Origin of the sequence: Candidatus Levibacter sp. Uisw_134_01 (assembly GCF_047717795.1) — a bacterium.
GTDB lineage: Bacteria > Pseudomonadota > Alphaproteobacteria > Puniceispirillales > Marisalimonadaceae > Marisalimonas.
The window spans coordinates 281,061-294,673 of record NZ_CP159808.1 but is presented as its reverse complement, the minus strand read 5'-3'; the positions used below and the strand labels follow the sequence as shown (position 1 = coordinate 294,673).

The 13,613-nt window shown below is 34.0% G+C and carries 15 protein-coding genes; 4 read left to right on the top strand and 11 right to left on the bottom strand.

What is annotated here, in order from left to right:
• Nucleotides 1–47: 47 nt before the first annotated feature.
• Together ABXT66_RS01610 and ABXT66_RS01605 are read left to right on the top strand one after the other, a co-directional pair.
• The gene (locus tag ABXT66_RS01610; protein WP_443643922.1) at nt 48–416 is read left to right on the top strand and encodes a hypothetical protein; all 369 of its coding nucleotides are present in this window, start codon (nt 48–50) and stop codon (nt 414–416) included.
• Nucleotides 417–428: 12 nt separating this feature from the next.
• On the top strand, nt 429–1,283 hold the full coding sequence (locus ABXT66_RS01605; protein ID WP_443643921.1) for an alpha/beta fold hydrolase: 855 nt from the start codon (nt 429–431) through the stop codon (nt 1,281–1,283).
• 1 nt (nt 1,284) lies between these two features.
• On the opposite strand, the gene ABXT66_RS01600 is transcribed toward ABXT66_RS01605, so the two are convergent.
• From ABXT66_RS01600 to ABXT66_RS01550, 11 genes are all read right to left on the bottom strand, one after another.
• Nucleotides 1,285–2,061, bottom strand: coding sequence for an SDR family oxidoreductase (locus ABXT66_RS01600; RefSeq protein WP_443643920.1), 777 nt, complete (start codon nt 2,059–2,061; stop codon nt 1,285–1,287).
• An 11-nt stretch (nt 2,062–2,072) separates the two neighbouring features.
• Nucleotides 2,073–3,011 carry a 3-keto-5-aminohexanoate cleavage protein gene (locus tag ABXT66_RS01595; protein ID WP_443643919.1) on the bottom strand — a complete coding sequence of 313 codons (939 nt, stop codon included), beginning with the start codon at nt 3,009–3,011 and terminating at the stop codon, nt 2,073–2,075.
• Nucleotides 3,004–3,948: a 3-hydroxyacyl-CoA dehydrogenase NAD-binding domain-containing protein gene (locus ABXT66_RS01590; RefSeq protein ID WP_443643918.1), complete on the bottom strand. Its 945-nt coding sequence runs from the start codon at nt 3,946–3,948 to the stop codon at nt 3,004–3,006. Before ABXT66_RS01590 ends, ABXT66_RS01595 begins: the two co-directional genes overlap by 8 nt.
• A 55-nt stretch (nt 3,949–4,003) precedes the next feature.
• Entirely contained in the window at nt 4,004–5,395 is a 1,392-nt protein-coding gene (locus ABXT66_RS01585) for a TRAP transporter large permease (protein ID WP_443643917.1), read from the bottom strand.
• Nucleotides 5,395–5,871 carry a hypothetical protein gene (locus ABXT66_RS01580; protein ID WP_443643916.1) on the bottom strand — a complete coding sequence of 159 codons (477 nt, stop codon included), beginning with the start codon at nt 5,869–5,871 and terminating at the stop codon, nt 5,395–5,397. The genes ABXT66_RS01585 and ABXT66_RS01580 overlap by 1 nt, the downstream gene beginning before the upstream one ends.
• Nucleotides 5,872–5,896: 25 nt before the next feature.
• A complete protein-coding gene (locus ABXT66_RS01575) occupies nt 5,897–6,514 on the bottom strand; it encodes a TRAP transporter small permease subunit (RefSeq protein WP_443643915.1) in 618 nt (205 codons plus the stop codon).
• A 115-nt stretch (nt 6,515–6,629) separates the two neighbouring features.
• Complete coding sequence (locus ABXT66_RS01570) at nt 6,630–7,694, bottom strand: TRAP transporter substrate-binding protein (protein WP_443643914.1); 1,065 nt, start codon at nt 7,692–7,694, stop codon at nt 6,630–6,632.
• A gap of 336 nt (nt 7,695–8,030) precedes the next feature.
• Entirely contained in the window at nt 8,031–8,843 is an 813-nt protein-coding gene (locus ABXT66_RS01565; RefSeq protein ID WP_443643913.1) for an NAD-dependent epimerase/dehydratase family protein, read from the bottom strand.
• Between the two features lie 16 nt (nt 8,844–8,859).
• A complete protein-coding gene (locus ABXT66_RS01560; RefSeq protein ID WP_443643912.1) occupies nt 8,860–9,735 on the bottom strand; it encodes a DMT family transporter in 876 nt (291 codons plus the stop codon).
• A 20-nt stretch (nt 9,736–9,755) separates the two neighbouring features.
• A complete protein-coding gene (locus ABXT66_RS01555) occupies nt 9,756–10,640 on the bottom strand; it encodes an NAD-dependent epimerase/dehydratase family protein (RefSeq protein WP_443643911.1) in 885 nt (294 codons plus the stop codon).
• Entirely contained in the window at nt 10,637–11,596 is a 960-nt protein-coding gene (locus tag ABXT66_RS01550) for an alpha/beta hydrolase (protein ID WP_443643910.1), read from the bottom strand. The genes ABXT66_RS01555 and ABXT66_RS01550 overlap by 4 nt, the downstream gene beginning before the upstream one ends.
• Nucleotides 11,597–11,699: 103 nt before the next feature.
• Here ABXT66_RS01550 and ABXT66_RS01545 point away from each other — a divergent pair, with 103 nt between their 5' ends.
• Nucleotides 11,700–12,581, top strand: coding sequence for a dihydrodipicolinate synthase family protein (locus ABXT66_RS01545; protein ID WP_443643909.1), 882 nt, complete (start codon nt 11,700–11,702; stop codon nt 12,579–12,581).
• 25 nt (nt 12,582–12,606) lie between these two features.
• Nucleotides 12,607–13,566, top strand: a complete 960-nt coding sequence (locus ABXT66_RS01540) for a phytanoyl-CoA dioxygenase family protein (protein ID WP_443643908.1) — start codon at nt 12,607–12,609, stop codon at nt 13,564–13,566.
• Nucleotides 13,567–13,613 lie beyond the last annotated feature (47 nt).

Genomic DNA, 13,613 nt, shown 5'->3' with positions numbered 1-13,613 from the left:
AATAGCTATAAAAATTTATAATATAATAAATAAGCAAAAGTATTATTATGCAATTAACTGATACATGGATGGTTAGAATTAATTCTAACCAAGAACTTCTTAAAAGAGGTCAATGGGTAAATCTTACATTTACTTTTGGAATTGAAAATACTGATTATTTATTTGAAATTATCAATGGTAAAGTCAACTCAATTAACAAAAGAGTACTTTTAACAAAGAGTGGTGTTTTCAGGATTCATGGACAAAGCGTGTCATGGGAGAAACATTGGCTTAAAAATCCACCTCGAGATTATCATGATATTTTTGCAATGTTAGCAAAAAAAATTATTATCCTAGAGGGTGACTTAACCCCTTTCATTCAAAATCTTCAATATTTTAAAGATCTTATTGCATCCAATAGAACTTTTAATGATTAAATAAGGGTTAGCATGACAAATAATGAAATTGAATTTGAAGATATTATTGGAAGATATTTAACCATTAATATTAATAATGAAAGCTATAGAATATATGTAGAGGAAAGTGGTGCAGGAATACCTTTAATTTGCTTGCATACAGCAGGATCAGATGCAAGACAATTCCGACACATACTTAATGACAAAAAAATAACTGCTAATTATAGAGTAATAGCATTTGATTTACCATGGCATGGAAAATCCAACCCACCTGAAGGTTTTGAAACAAAAGAGTATAAACTGACAACAATTTTATACAAACAAATCATTATGTCATTTTGCAAAGCATACAATGTTAACCAACCTGTGATAATGGGTTGCTCGATGGGTGGCCGAGTGGTGTTACATTTAGCTCTAGAACATAGTAATTTTTTCAGAGCTGTTATTGCTCTTGAAGGAGCTGACAAACTTGAGCCTTATTATGACTTAGATTGGTTATATAGACCTGATGTTCACGGAGGGTTAGTTCAAGCTGCATTTGTTTCTTCTCAAATTGCGCCGCAAAGTCCGGATAATTTTAGACATGAAACTTTATGGCATTACATGCAAGGTGGACCTGGGATTTTTAAAGGTGATCTTTATTTTTATTGGCACGATGGAGATTTTGATGATCGGTCATCTTTAATAGACACAAAAAAATGCCCTGTATACCTTCTATCTGGAGAGTATGATTGTTCTTGTACTCCGGAACGAACTCTAGCGACAGCGAGTAGAATCAAAGGATCTAAGGCAACCATTATTCCAGGCACGGGGCATTTTCCTATGTCTGAAAACCCTGAATTATTTAAAACTTATATTTATCCAATCCTAGATGAAATACTTGGATAGTTTATCCTGATTTTTCAATGTTTCCACAAACACTTACAGCCTGCCCTGAGATATTTCTTCCTAATGGGCTACAAAGAAAATGAGCCTGCTCAGCTAGGTCCTCGTGAGTAACAAACCTATTGAGAGATGCTCCTGATAAAATTTCGTTCTTCATATCATCAAAGGAAATGTTTTTAACCTTAGCTTTTGCTTCTATTACTCGATTTTGTCTCTCACCTTCAACAATACCTGGTAAAAGGGCGTTTACTCTAATACCTCTTGGACCTAATTCATTAGCTAAACTTTTAACCATTCCAATTACAGCCCACTTTGTAGCAGCATAAGGCAATCTATAAGCAAAACCTACCCTTCCAGCTACCGAAGACACTGAAAGAATAGAGCCTTCATCGTTCATTCGTGGTACCGCCAATCTCATTGTTTCAAAATGACTGGTCATGTTAACCTGGATACACTCCTGCCATCCTCCTAATGTCTGCTCTCCAACGCCTGCAGTTTCACCTGCTATACCAGCATTATTAACTATAATATCAAGGTTTTTTAAGTAATCAAAACCAGCTTCAACCATTGAAGCTATTAATTGAGTTTGCCTAAGATCACAAACCATTGCTTTAATATTGTCATCTACTTCGTTAGCTCTATTAACCGCCTCTTGATTAATATCACAAACAAAAACCTTAGCTCCAGCTTTTTCAAATCTTTGAGCTATAGCATAACCAATTCCATCAGCACCAGCCGTGATAAGTGCTTTTTTCCCTTGAAGGAGCTTTTCGTAATTCATATTTCAATCCATTAATTTATGTTTGTTTTATCTTTACCTTTGAGACCTAACATTTGCCTTGCTTCGTCTGGAGTAGCAATTTCTAAAGAGAGACCTTCTAAGATTTCTCTTACTCTTTTTACTTGATCTGCATTTGTTTTTGCAAGGTTACCGGGACCATCCCATAAAGAGTCTTCAAGACCAACACGAACATGTGAGCCCAAGGCCGCTCCAGTAGCATTCATTTTCATTTGAGATGCACCAGCACCAACAACAGACCATTCATAACCTGTATCTCCAAACAATTTATCAGCTGTCTTTTTCAAATGAAGAAGATTATCTGCATCAGCGCCAATACCACCCATAATACCCATAACGAATTGAATAAAATAAGGTCCTTTTAACATCCCTTCTCTATGAAAATAGTGCAAATTATAAAGATGACCTACATCATAACATTCAAATTCAAACCGAGTTCCATTTGCGTAGCCGAGCGTCATAATATTTTCAATGTCTTCAAATGTATTTTTAAATAGTGAGTGTTTACTTCTTTCAAGCATCTCCTTTTCCCAAGGAAATTTTAGTTGATTATGTTTTTTTAACATAGGAAACAAACCAAAATTCATAGAACCCATGTTTAATGATGCAAGTTCAGGCTGGAAATGCATAGCAGGCCTCATTCTATCTTCAACTGTCATCTGAGGACCACCACCAGTTGTAATGTTAATGACTGCGTCGCATGATTTTTGAATTGTAGGAAGAAACTTTTCAAATTCTTCTGGATCTTGTGTTGGGTGACCATCAATTTCGTCTCTTGCGTGCAAGTGAAGAACTGCAGCGCCAGCTTCATGAGCCGCTAAAGAGTGCTCTATTACTTCTTCAGCTGTCACTGGTAAATATTCCGACATAGACGGTGTATGAATAGCTCCTGTTACAGCACAACTTATGATTACTTTTTTAGATTTAGCCATTTTGAATATCCTCTCCCAATTCAAGTTTTAGTTTTCTAATTAATGCTATCATTTTATTTCTTTTTTCTATTCTGCCTGATCTATCAGAATATGGTAAGCGTTTCCTTTGTTCATTCTCCAATTTATTCAAATATTCGTCGGAATATTCTGGAACACTATTTTGCTCTTTTGCTAAATTTTGAATACCACTTTTATATCTAGTAAATGAGTCCTTTATACCTTCAGGAGCGTTTAAATCCATAATCTCAAAGGGTCCCATAAATGCCCACCTTATTCCCAAAGCATGCTTTAGTGCTATATCGATATCGTCCATGGACGCAAAACCGCCTTCGTGAAGCCTTACTGCTTCGTTTAATAAAGCCCCTTGTAATCTGTTTAAAATAAAACCCTCAGTTTCTTTATTAATAACAATAGCCGCATAGTTAGCTTTTTTATATATGGATAAAGCCTTCTCTATTATATATTTCGATGTGTCAGGGCTTCCTCCAACTTCTACAAAAGGAACCACGTGTGGAGGTAATGCTGGATGAGCATTTATGCATCTATCTCTATATTCAACGTCTTCAGATATTTTGGAAATTAAAAGATATGAAGAGGATGAGGCTATGATTGTATCTTTAGTAGATAATTTGTCTAATTGTTTAAAAACTTTTTTCTTAATGTCTAAGTCTTCAATTATACTTTCTTGAATTAAAATAGAATTTTTACAAATCTCTTCAATTGAACATTTAAGAACTATGTTTGATTTTATTTTTTCTATATTGAGTTGTGGATTTAAAATTTTTAAGTCTTGTATCAATTGATTGGACACACTCTCAAATTTATCAAAACTTTCTTCATTTGAGTCATATACTAAGCATTTAAATCCAGCATTTGCAAAACCTATAGCCCAACTTGCACCTATTAGTCCTGCACCACATATACCAATAGTTTCCATGATTATAACCTCAAAAAAAAACCGCATCAACGTGATGCGGTTTTAATAAATTAAGTTAGATTAGCCGTGGTAACCATAATCCCATTTCAGGTTGATATATCACTAAAGATAAACCGATCAACTGAATAATAACAAAAGGGATAACGCCTTTATAAATGCTCAATGTAGCAACCTCTGGGGGTGCAACACCTTTTAGATAAAATAATGCAAATCCAAATGGTGGCGTTAGAAATGAGGTTTGAAGGTTAATGGCCATCAGAACTAAAAACCAAACCATTGTTTCTTTACGTCCATCAAGACCAGTTAACTGAGTTACATGATCACCAAAATCTAACAACACAACTAATGGGGCAAAAATTGGAAGAATGATTAACGTTATCTCGACCCAGTCCAGGAAAAACCCAAGAAGAAATGTCATTCCCATTAATAGAAATAATAATCCCCAGGAACCAAGACCTGCCTTTTCAATTAATTCTTCAACTATGTAGTCTCCCCCAAGTGATCTAAACACATAAGCAAAACAGGTAGCGCTTAATATAATCATAAACACCATTGATATTGTTAAACCTGAGGAGTGCATAACACTCCTTAACATTGGAAAAGAAAACTTATTACCTATAATAGCCAACATTGTTGCTCCAAAAGCACCAACAGCACCGGCTTCACTAGGGGTTGCCCATCCAAGTAGTATTGAACCTTTAATTAAAGCTATTAATGCTACTGGAGGCAAGAAAGCCTTCAATACCATCATTGGTAGTCTACCTCTTTCGTATGTCATCTCACCTTCTTTAATTGAAGGAGCCACTTTAGGATCAACTGAAGCCCATATGAAAATGAAGATAAGATACATAAGTGCTAATGTTAGACCTGGTATTAAAGCACCCATGAAAAGGTTACCAACAGAAACCTGCATAATATCAGCCATAATAATCAACATAATACTAGGCGGAATAAGAATTCCTAATGTACCTGACGCTGCAATAACACCAGTTGCCAGGGCATGGCTATATTTTTGTTTAATCATTGGAGGTAACGCTAAAGCTGTCATCATTGTAACTGATGCTCCAATAATTCCTGTCATAGCAGCAAGAACAGTTCCCATTACAGTCACCGACATTGCAAGACCACCAGGAACTTTTCTTAGCAAGATCTGTGTGGTTTTCAACAAATCATTCGCGATACCACTTCTTTCCATCATAGTTCCCATAAACACGAAACTAGGTATAGCAACCAATATCAGGTTTTCGGCAGAAAAACCCCACATCCTAGGCACAAAGTTAAAAAACTCTGCAAGTTTAAATACGCCAAACAGATATCCTATAAAACCATAGGTTATTGCAACACCACCTAGTATAAACCCAACAGGATATCCTATGAATAATAGTACCCCCATAGTCAGAAACATAAATATTGGTAAATACTCAATTATAATTTCAACAAAATGCATTACTGCCCCCATGCTTTCTTATTATTAATTTCAATGTTTCCATTGTGTTTTTGCCATGCAACTATTCTTGTAACTCTCCAGCCATATTTTAAGGAAAGAAGGAAAAGGCACACAAATATTGTTAGCGTTAGAATAGAAGAGTTACTCATCAGTGCCTCATAAAAGGAAAAGGCAACGATAATTGATGGTCCAATAGATATTATATAGGAAGGTATCAATTCGTAATTTCTAATCACACTAAATATCGAATAGATCACCGCTGCAGAACAGAAGGACCAAATTAAGTAAATTAAATTACTATTTTCAAAAAAAGTTAATATAGCGGCTAGACCAACAATGCCAAACAAACTACCTACAAAAACTCCATAAGCTACTAGTTCATATTGAGATTGCGCCAATGTTAAATCTTTAGCTTCAGTAAAATAAGGCGTCCTTTGTTTATCAAACAAATATCCAGGAACTTTTGAAAACCACATATCTTAACTCTCAATATCTATCTGATTATGCTTTTTTCTTTTCATCATAATCTAGAACCATTAAATCAAGCTTCTTTTTATTATCACCCCATATAACAGCTATTAATTGTATCATAACTGACATACCACCTAAAAAGAGAAAGAAATAACCTATAGGAAGAAACGTTTTAATAATCCACCTGTTACTTAGACCAACTAGTGATGCTGATACTTCACCAATTTCGTAAGAATCAATCATGTAAATCCATGAAAAATAAACACAAATCAATGTAAATGGTAACATGAATAATAAATTACCATAAAATTCGACCTTAGCTTTTGATTTAAAAGTAAAGTTCTCTCTTAAGAAATCCACTCTAACATGCCTATTATGCGTGTATCCATAACCTAAAACTAAACAAAACACTGCTGTATGAAGATGCCATTCCATTTCCTGCATCAGGGTTGATTCAAAGAATGAACCGAAATTAGCAACCATGAAAATTTGGATTACAACTATTTTTCTTGCAACAACATCCCACATTGTAATTAATACTAAGGGCACTAACAACCACGTACTTGCTCTACCTACTCTATTCGTAATCATACGAAGGAATTCACTGATATTAACAAGTCCTTCCATATTTTTTTCAGTAAGCGCCATGATCTCCCCCTAGAAATTTTACAATCGTTAACATGTTTAATTATATTAAAAAAAAAAATAAAAAAAATAAAAAAAAATACACCCGTTTTATAACGGGTGTATTTAGTGTTTAATACTAGTACTTAACGCCTTGCTTTAAGTAAGCTTTACTTGACCAGATGTTGTAGTCAGATCTGAAAGCATCGTAGCTTGCAGTGATTTCTTTAAACAAAGGATCAGTTGCTGATTTTTCTTTAACAACCTCATCCCAAGCTGCTTTAAACTTAGAAATCTCTGAATCAGGCCAAGTAACGAAAGTTACGCCTTTTTTCTCAAGCTCACGCATAGCTGGAACCTGCTTAGCATCAGATCTAACAAGTGCCCACCACATTGTGTCACGACACGCTGTGTTGATGATACCTTGTTGTGTCTTTGTTAAACCACCCCAACCTTTTTGGCTCATTAATAACTCACCAATTGAAGTTTGCTGATGCCATCCTGGGAAGTAGTTAAACTTAGCTAACTGGTAGAAACCATAACTTAAGTCGTGTGTAGGCATTGAAAATTCAGTTGCATCAATAACACCTTTTTCTAGAGCTGGATAAATGTCACCACCTGCTAGTAATTGTGTTGAAACACCAATTTTACTCATAACCATAGCACCAAGTCCAAAGAAACGCATTTTCATTCCTTTTAACTCTTCAACTTTATTGATTTTCTTTCTAAACCAACCTGAAGTTTCTGGAGCGTGTGTTAAACAGTTAAGAGCTTTAAGACCGTACTCACCATAAATTCTGTCTTTTAACTGCTGACCTCCGCCATATTCCATCCAACCATGGTACTCACTTGCACCTGGGCCAAAAGGAACAGCTGTGAAGTATGAAACTGCAGGAATTTTTCCAGCGTGATAACCAGGTGTAGTATAACCTGCATCAACTGATCCATTCTTAACAGCATCCCAAACTTCTAATGAAGGAACAAGAGCGTTTGGCTCATGGAACCTTAATTGAACATCACCACCTGAGATTTCTTTTACTTTGTTTGAAAAGTAAACAGCAGCTTCACCATTAATGGCAACCTGGCTACCCCAGGTACTTTGCATCTTCCAACGTAACTTATCACCAGCTTGAGCTGAGATAGCTACTAAACTAGTTGCAGCAACTGCTACAGCGCCTATAAATAGGCTAGATTTGAATTTCATAGAATTCCTCCCTAGTATTTTAAATTAAGATTATTTAAAAGAATTATTATTTCCCCCAAAATAATCCACGAAAAAGAAACTTTTAAGTCTCTCAATTGATTCGTATCTTCTCAATTATTAGAAGAAAGGCAAGAAAAAATTAAATTTATTTTTTTTCCCACCATATTTTTTTTTATTTATGGTTAATTAATTTACAATTAAAAATAAATAATTTTTTATGATTAAATTTTAAACACTAATAAAATGTATAGTGGAAGCAAAAAACAAAAGTTTTTGCATTGAATTATGCTTTAAAAGACTGCAAAAATGGCTTAAAATTGTTAAATTAGAATGATTTTAACTATCATCAAAATGACCAGCAGAAGCAAAATAACCACCGTGCGTTTTCACTAGAGGGTCATTTGAGTCTACAAAGCCGTCTTTGGTCTCAACTTTAACTCTATAATCCTCGCCATTATCTCTTGGTATGTATCCAATGTGTTTTGCATATTTATTATCAATTAATACAGAATCATTATTTGATACTCCAAAAATAATTGAATGCTCTACATTTGCAGTTTTTATGCAGGCAACAATTAAACTTCTAAGATCATCATAGCTTAGCCATGTAGACAAAATTCTATGATCCTTAGGCTCTGCTAAGCACGAATATATCCTTACAGAAACAGTCTCTAATTTATATTTATCCCAATAATATTGGGCTAATGACTCACCAAAAACTTTTGATAAGCCATAATTACTGTCTGGTCTGGGCTTTGCCTTACTGTCTAATACCTCAGATCTAGGGTAAAAACCTACAGTATGGACTGAGCTCGCCCATATAACACGCTTAACATTATTTTTTCTACAACCTTCATATAGATTATACATTCCTGTAATGTTAGAATTTAAAACGTTATCCCACGAACCCTCAATACTTTGCCCTCCCATGTGGACAACACAGTCAATATTTTTTGTTAAATTAATCATCTCTTCCAATGAAGATAAATCAGCTTGGACAATTTTCTCATTTTCAAATTTTTTATTTAAACTGGTCCTGTCCGAAACTGTTAGGGTTTCACACGATTTCGATAATGTTTCTCTTAATTGTTCACCTAATGCCCCGGCTGCCCCAGTTAAAAGAATATTTTGATATTTAAATGCTGACATTGTACTCCCCCTAAATTTATTGTTTTTTGATATGCTCTCTCCAAAACGTAAATAATCCAGCTAATACTACTATTCCAGAACCTACTAATATTTCATTTTCTAGTTTTTCATCAAAAATTAAAACACCTATTATTGAAACAAAAACTAACTGAAGATAAGTAAATGGCTGTAATATTGAGGCTTCACTGTGTTTGAATGCATTTATCATTAGATAATGACCACCAGCTCCTAATGCACAAACAATCAAGAGCCAAATGAAATGCATACTATCTATTGCAGTATAGAAAAACGGCCCCACTGCCCCAAGGAGAACAAACCCAGTAATGCCTGTATAGAAAAGACTCGTGTCTGGACTATCTTCACTTGATACATACCTTGTTAAAATTTGGTATATTGCAAAAGCAATAGCGCAACCTAAAGCGACGAGTGATAAGGGGTCAAAAACCTTAGAACCAGGCCTTAAGATAATTAAAATTCCTATAAATCCTATAAAAATTGCAGTCCACCTTCTCCATCCAACTTTTTCTTTTAAAAAGAAAACTGATAAAGCCGCCACTATTAAAGGACAACTAGCAAAAATAGCGTGAGCCTCTATAAGTCCTATTTTTAAAAAAAGATAATGTGCAAAACACATTTCAATTGCTAAAATTGTACCTCGAAGGATTTGGATTAATCTAAACTTACTTTTAGAAACATAAACAACACTTTTGTTTTTAGTGCTATTTATCAAAATCACAAACAAGAAGAGAAAAAAATACCTAAACATATTAATAGCAATGACATTATAATAGTCTGTTAAATACCTTGTAAAACCATCCATCATGGACAAACAAAAAATAGCCGAAACCATGAATAAAATACCTTTAGTATTTGATGAACTTTGCACAAACATAATTCTAAGGACCTAAAAAATTAATAAAAATCTATGGTATTGCTAATTCCTGCATTTAAACTCGTATACTCAAAACTTTCAAAAATGTCTGATGGATGGTTACCCAGAATTTCTTCAACTACACTTAATTCATCTCCATTAATAGTTAATTTTGCTTCAGGGACAATATTTATTATTTTTGATACAAAATCACTTACGTTAGCGGTTATACCATTTATATTAATGGTTAAGGCGCCAACCGGAGCTTTGTTAACTGACATCTCTACTAAATCAGCAACATCCTGAACAAAAACAAAACCGGCTTTACCAGAAAAATTTAAATTATAATCATAATTTTGTTTGGCTGCTTTACAAGCCAAAGTTACAGCTGCAGTTCCACCAACTTCTCTTCCTGGCCCATATATTACAAATGGCCTAATCCCAATGCTAGAAATGTTTGCTTCATTATAATAAGCTCTGGCTATTCCCTCTACAGCTAGTTTAAAGGCTCCATAATGAGTTTCAGGATAAGGAATATACTGATCTTTTTCACCAAATACCCCCGCGCTACTAGCATATAGAATAAATTTAATACCTCGCGCTTTAGTTGCTTCAAAAACATTAATAGAACCTAATACATTTACCTGTGCCCCCAAGGAAGGATTTTTACTGCAATCTGGCGTCATTAAACCAGCTAAATTTACCACATGATCCATATTGATAGTTGCTTCAAAAACTTCCTCATAATTAGTGACGTCACCTTTAAGGAATTTAATCTTTTCAATATCATTTCTGATAAGATTTTTAAGTAATTCTAATTCAATTTTTAAATCAAATATTGTTACCTTATAGCCACTTTCAATAAAGTTTTTTACTATCCAGCTTCCTAAGAAACCTGTGCCTCCAAATATTATTATATTCTTCATTTCATAGTTTCCTTTGTGGCCATTAATTTCGCGGCTTTACCAATCTCTTTTATACACTCAGTTGATTTAGGAAAATGTTTAGAGTTTGATAAAAAGCCATGTGTCTGGCCTGGATATAATTTATAGGTAACTTTATTACCAAAATACTCTAGTCTGTTTTTATAAGCTATCCCCTCATCTAATAAAGGATCTAAGCCTGCTGCGAATATGTATGTCTCTGGCATATTTTTCATATCATCTACAAATAATGGTGAGGCTTGCCAATTAACTGCATCTTCTTTGCTTTCTAAATAATGATTTATGAAATAGGACATAGTATCAAAAGTTAAAGTCATACCATCTAAAAAAATATCCATCGACCTCATAGACAAAGTTAAATCTACGCATGGATAGATTAAAATTTGTCCCTTTATAGGAACAGTCATTTTTTTAGAAGAATTAATAGCTAAAACTGCAGCTAAATTGCCACCAGCACTATCTCCACAAACAAAAATATTATTCAAATCCAACTTAAATTCTTTCTCAAAAGAAGGTATTGATTTAATTACATATTTAGCCTCATTTAATGCATACGGAAATTTATATTCTGGCGACAGACTATAATCAACCGCTAACACAATCATCTTAGACTCAATACAAATTGATCTACAAGTAAAGTCATGAGTGTCTAAATTTCCCATAACAAATCCACCGCCATGAAAAAAAATAATTACTGAATTTTTTTTATTTTGTTTGAAATTTTGTGGAAAATAAAATCTTAAATTTATATCCTGATTACAATCACTTTTAACTTTAATGTTCTTAACACTCAGTATTTTAGGAGGTGTTAAGTTATCTTCTTTTAACTGTTTCAAACGATCTTGTCTAAGTTCGTTCGGCTCTAATAGATGATGAAGCTTGGCCTTGCTTTTAACTCTGTTTTTTAAAAAAAACTCTGTTTCTTTATCTATTTTCATAAATTAAACCCTAATTAATTAATAATCATATCCTAAATTTTTATCTTCAATTATCAAATTTAATAATTATACTTTTAAGAATAAAATTAATGAGGAGAAGAAAATGACTGATTTAAAAGGAATAATTGCACCCTTTACAACTCCATTCAGCCAAGACGGATCAATTAACCTTTCGTTAGTAAAACCACAAGTTGATTGGCTTATAGAAAACGGAGTTCATGGACTAGCCGCAGGAGGAAGCACTGGAGAGGGGCATGTATTAAATAGAGATGAATATGTTGCTTTAATGGAACAAACATCTAAAGCATTAGATAATAGAGTACCTTTAGTGGCAGGTATTATTGCAAATTCAACTTCAGAAGTAATTGCTAGAGGCAATTCTGTTAAACCTCTTAACGTGGTAGCACTTCAGATCACTCCACCAAGTTATCTATTTAGACCTGATGACGACGCTATGGTGAAACATTTTCAAGAAATTCATGAAGAGTGTCAAATTCCAATATTAATTTATAACGTTGTACCTTGGTGTTATTTATCTCCTGACTTGCTTCTAAGAATTATGGACGAAGTACCAGGTGTCTTAGGTGTAAAACAAAGCGCTGGTGATATGAAACTATTTGCAGATTTAATTAGAAGAGCTAAACCTGAAAATATGATATTTAGCGCTGTTGATGCACTTCTATATTCTTCGTATCAATTAGGCGCACCTGGTTCAATTGCTGCTATTTTAACAGCTGCGCCTGGTCCATCAGTTGCGTTGTGGAACGCAGTCATTGATGAAGATTGGAATAAGGCAAAAGATCTCCATGAGCGTTTAATGCCTTTATGGGACGCAATTGGTCTAGATAATATGCCTTCTTTATGTAAATACGCTCAAAAACTCCAAGGACTTGAAACTGGTTATGCAAGAAGACCTACTGCCCCAGCAACAGAACCACAGAAAGAATTGGTTAAAAACGCATTGAAAAACTTAAATTTAATTTGAGCAACATAGCCTTAGGAGCTTCATTTTGACACAAAATTATCCTAAACCAACAGAATCTCTTAAAACTGCTAAAAATGATTTGAAGAAATGGGGTTATTGCCTTTTAGAAAATGCGATTCCTAAAAATTTAAACATTAAATCAATGGAAAGGTTAATTGAACAAGCAGAAGCGGAAAAAAGATTAAACATTGCATATGAAGATGGAAGTAAAGCAAAAAAATGGGGTGAATTTAATAATAAAGATACTAACGCTGGGATAAACCAAAGGGTATGGATGTTACCCAATAAAGGAAAAGTATTTTTAGATATTTTACAAAATCATAACTACGTAGACTGTATAAAAGAGATTGTTGGTGAAGAATTTTTAGTTTCCAGCTTTGGCGCGAACATAGCTAAACCAGGAGGAATAGCTATGGATCTTCATACTGATCAATGGTGGCTTCCAGATCCAGTAAACAGAAATGAAAAATTCTTACCTCCAGGCTCTATAAGCAGAAAAAAGTTCAATCATAAAATAAACGAAGATATTTTAATTAATACAGACTTAATTTCTAGGCCAGCTGTGTCTAATGTATTAATAATGTTGAATGGAATGAGTGAAAAAAATGGTGGCACATTAATTGTACCAGGATCTCATTTATTTGGACGCCATCCCGATAAAATTTTAGATAAAGATATTGCTACTATTTCTGCAGAGGGACCTCCAGGTTGCGCCATTATTACAGATGGTAGGTTATGGCATGGCACCGGCGCAAATATTACTCAAAAAAATAGACTTGCGCTTTTAATTACATTTTGTGGGCCGCAGTTTAGACCTCAAGAAAACTTTACCTTGGGCATTAGAAAAGAAGTATTTTTACAATTAGATGATTATCAAAAAGAGATTTTAGGATTCAAAGTATGGAATGGTTATGGAAGAACGGGCAACCCAACTGACACATTTTTGAACTTTAAGAACACTGAAATAGGCGAATTAAAAATTTAATCTATTGCCTAAATTTTATTTAAAGATCATATACTTTAGTTCTAAAA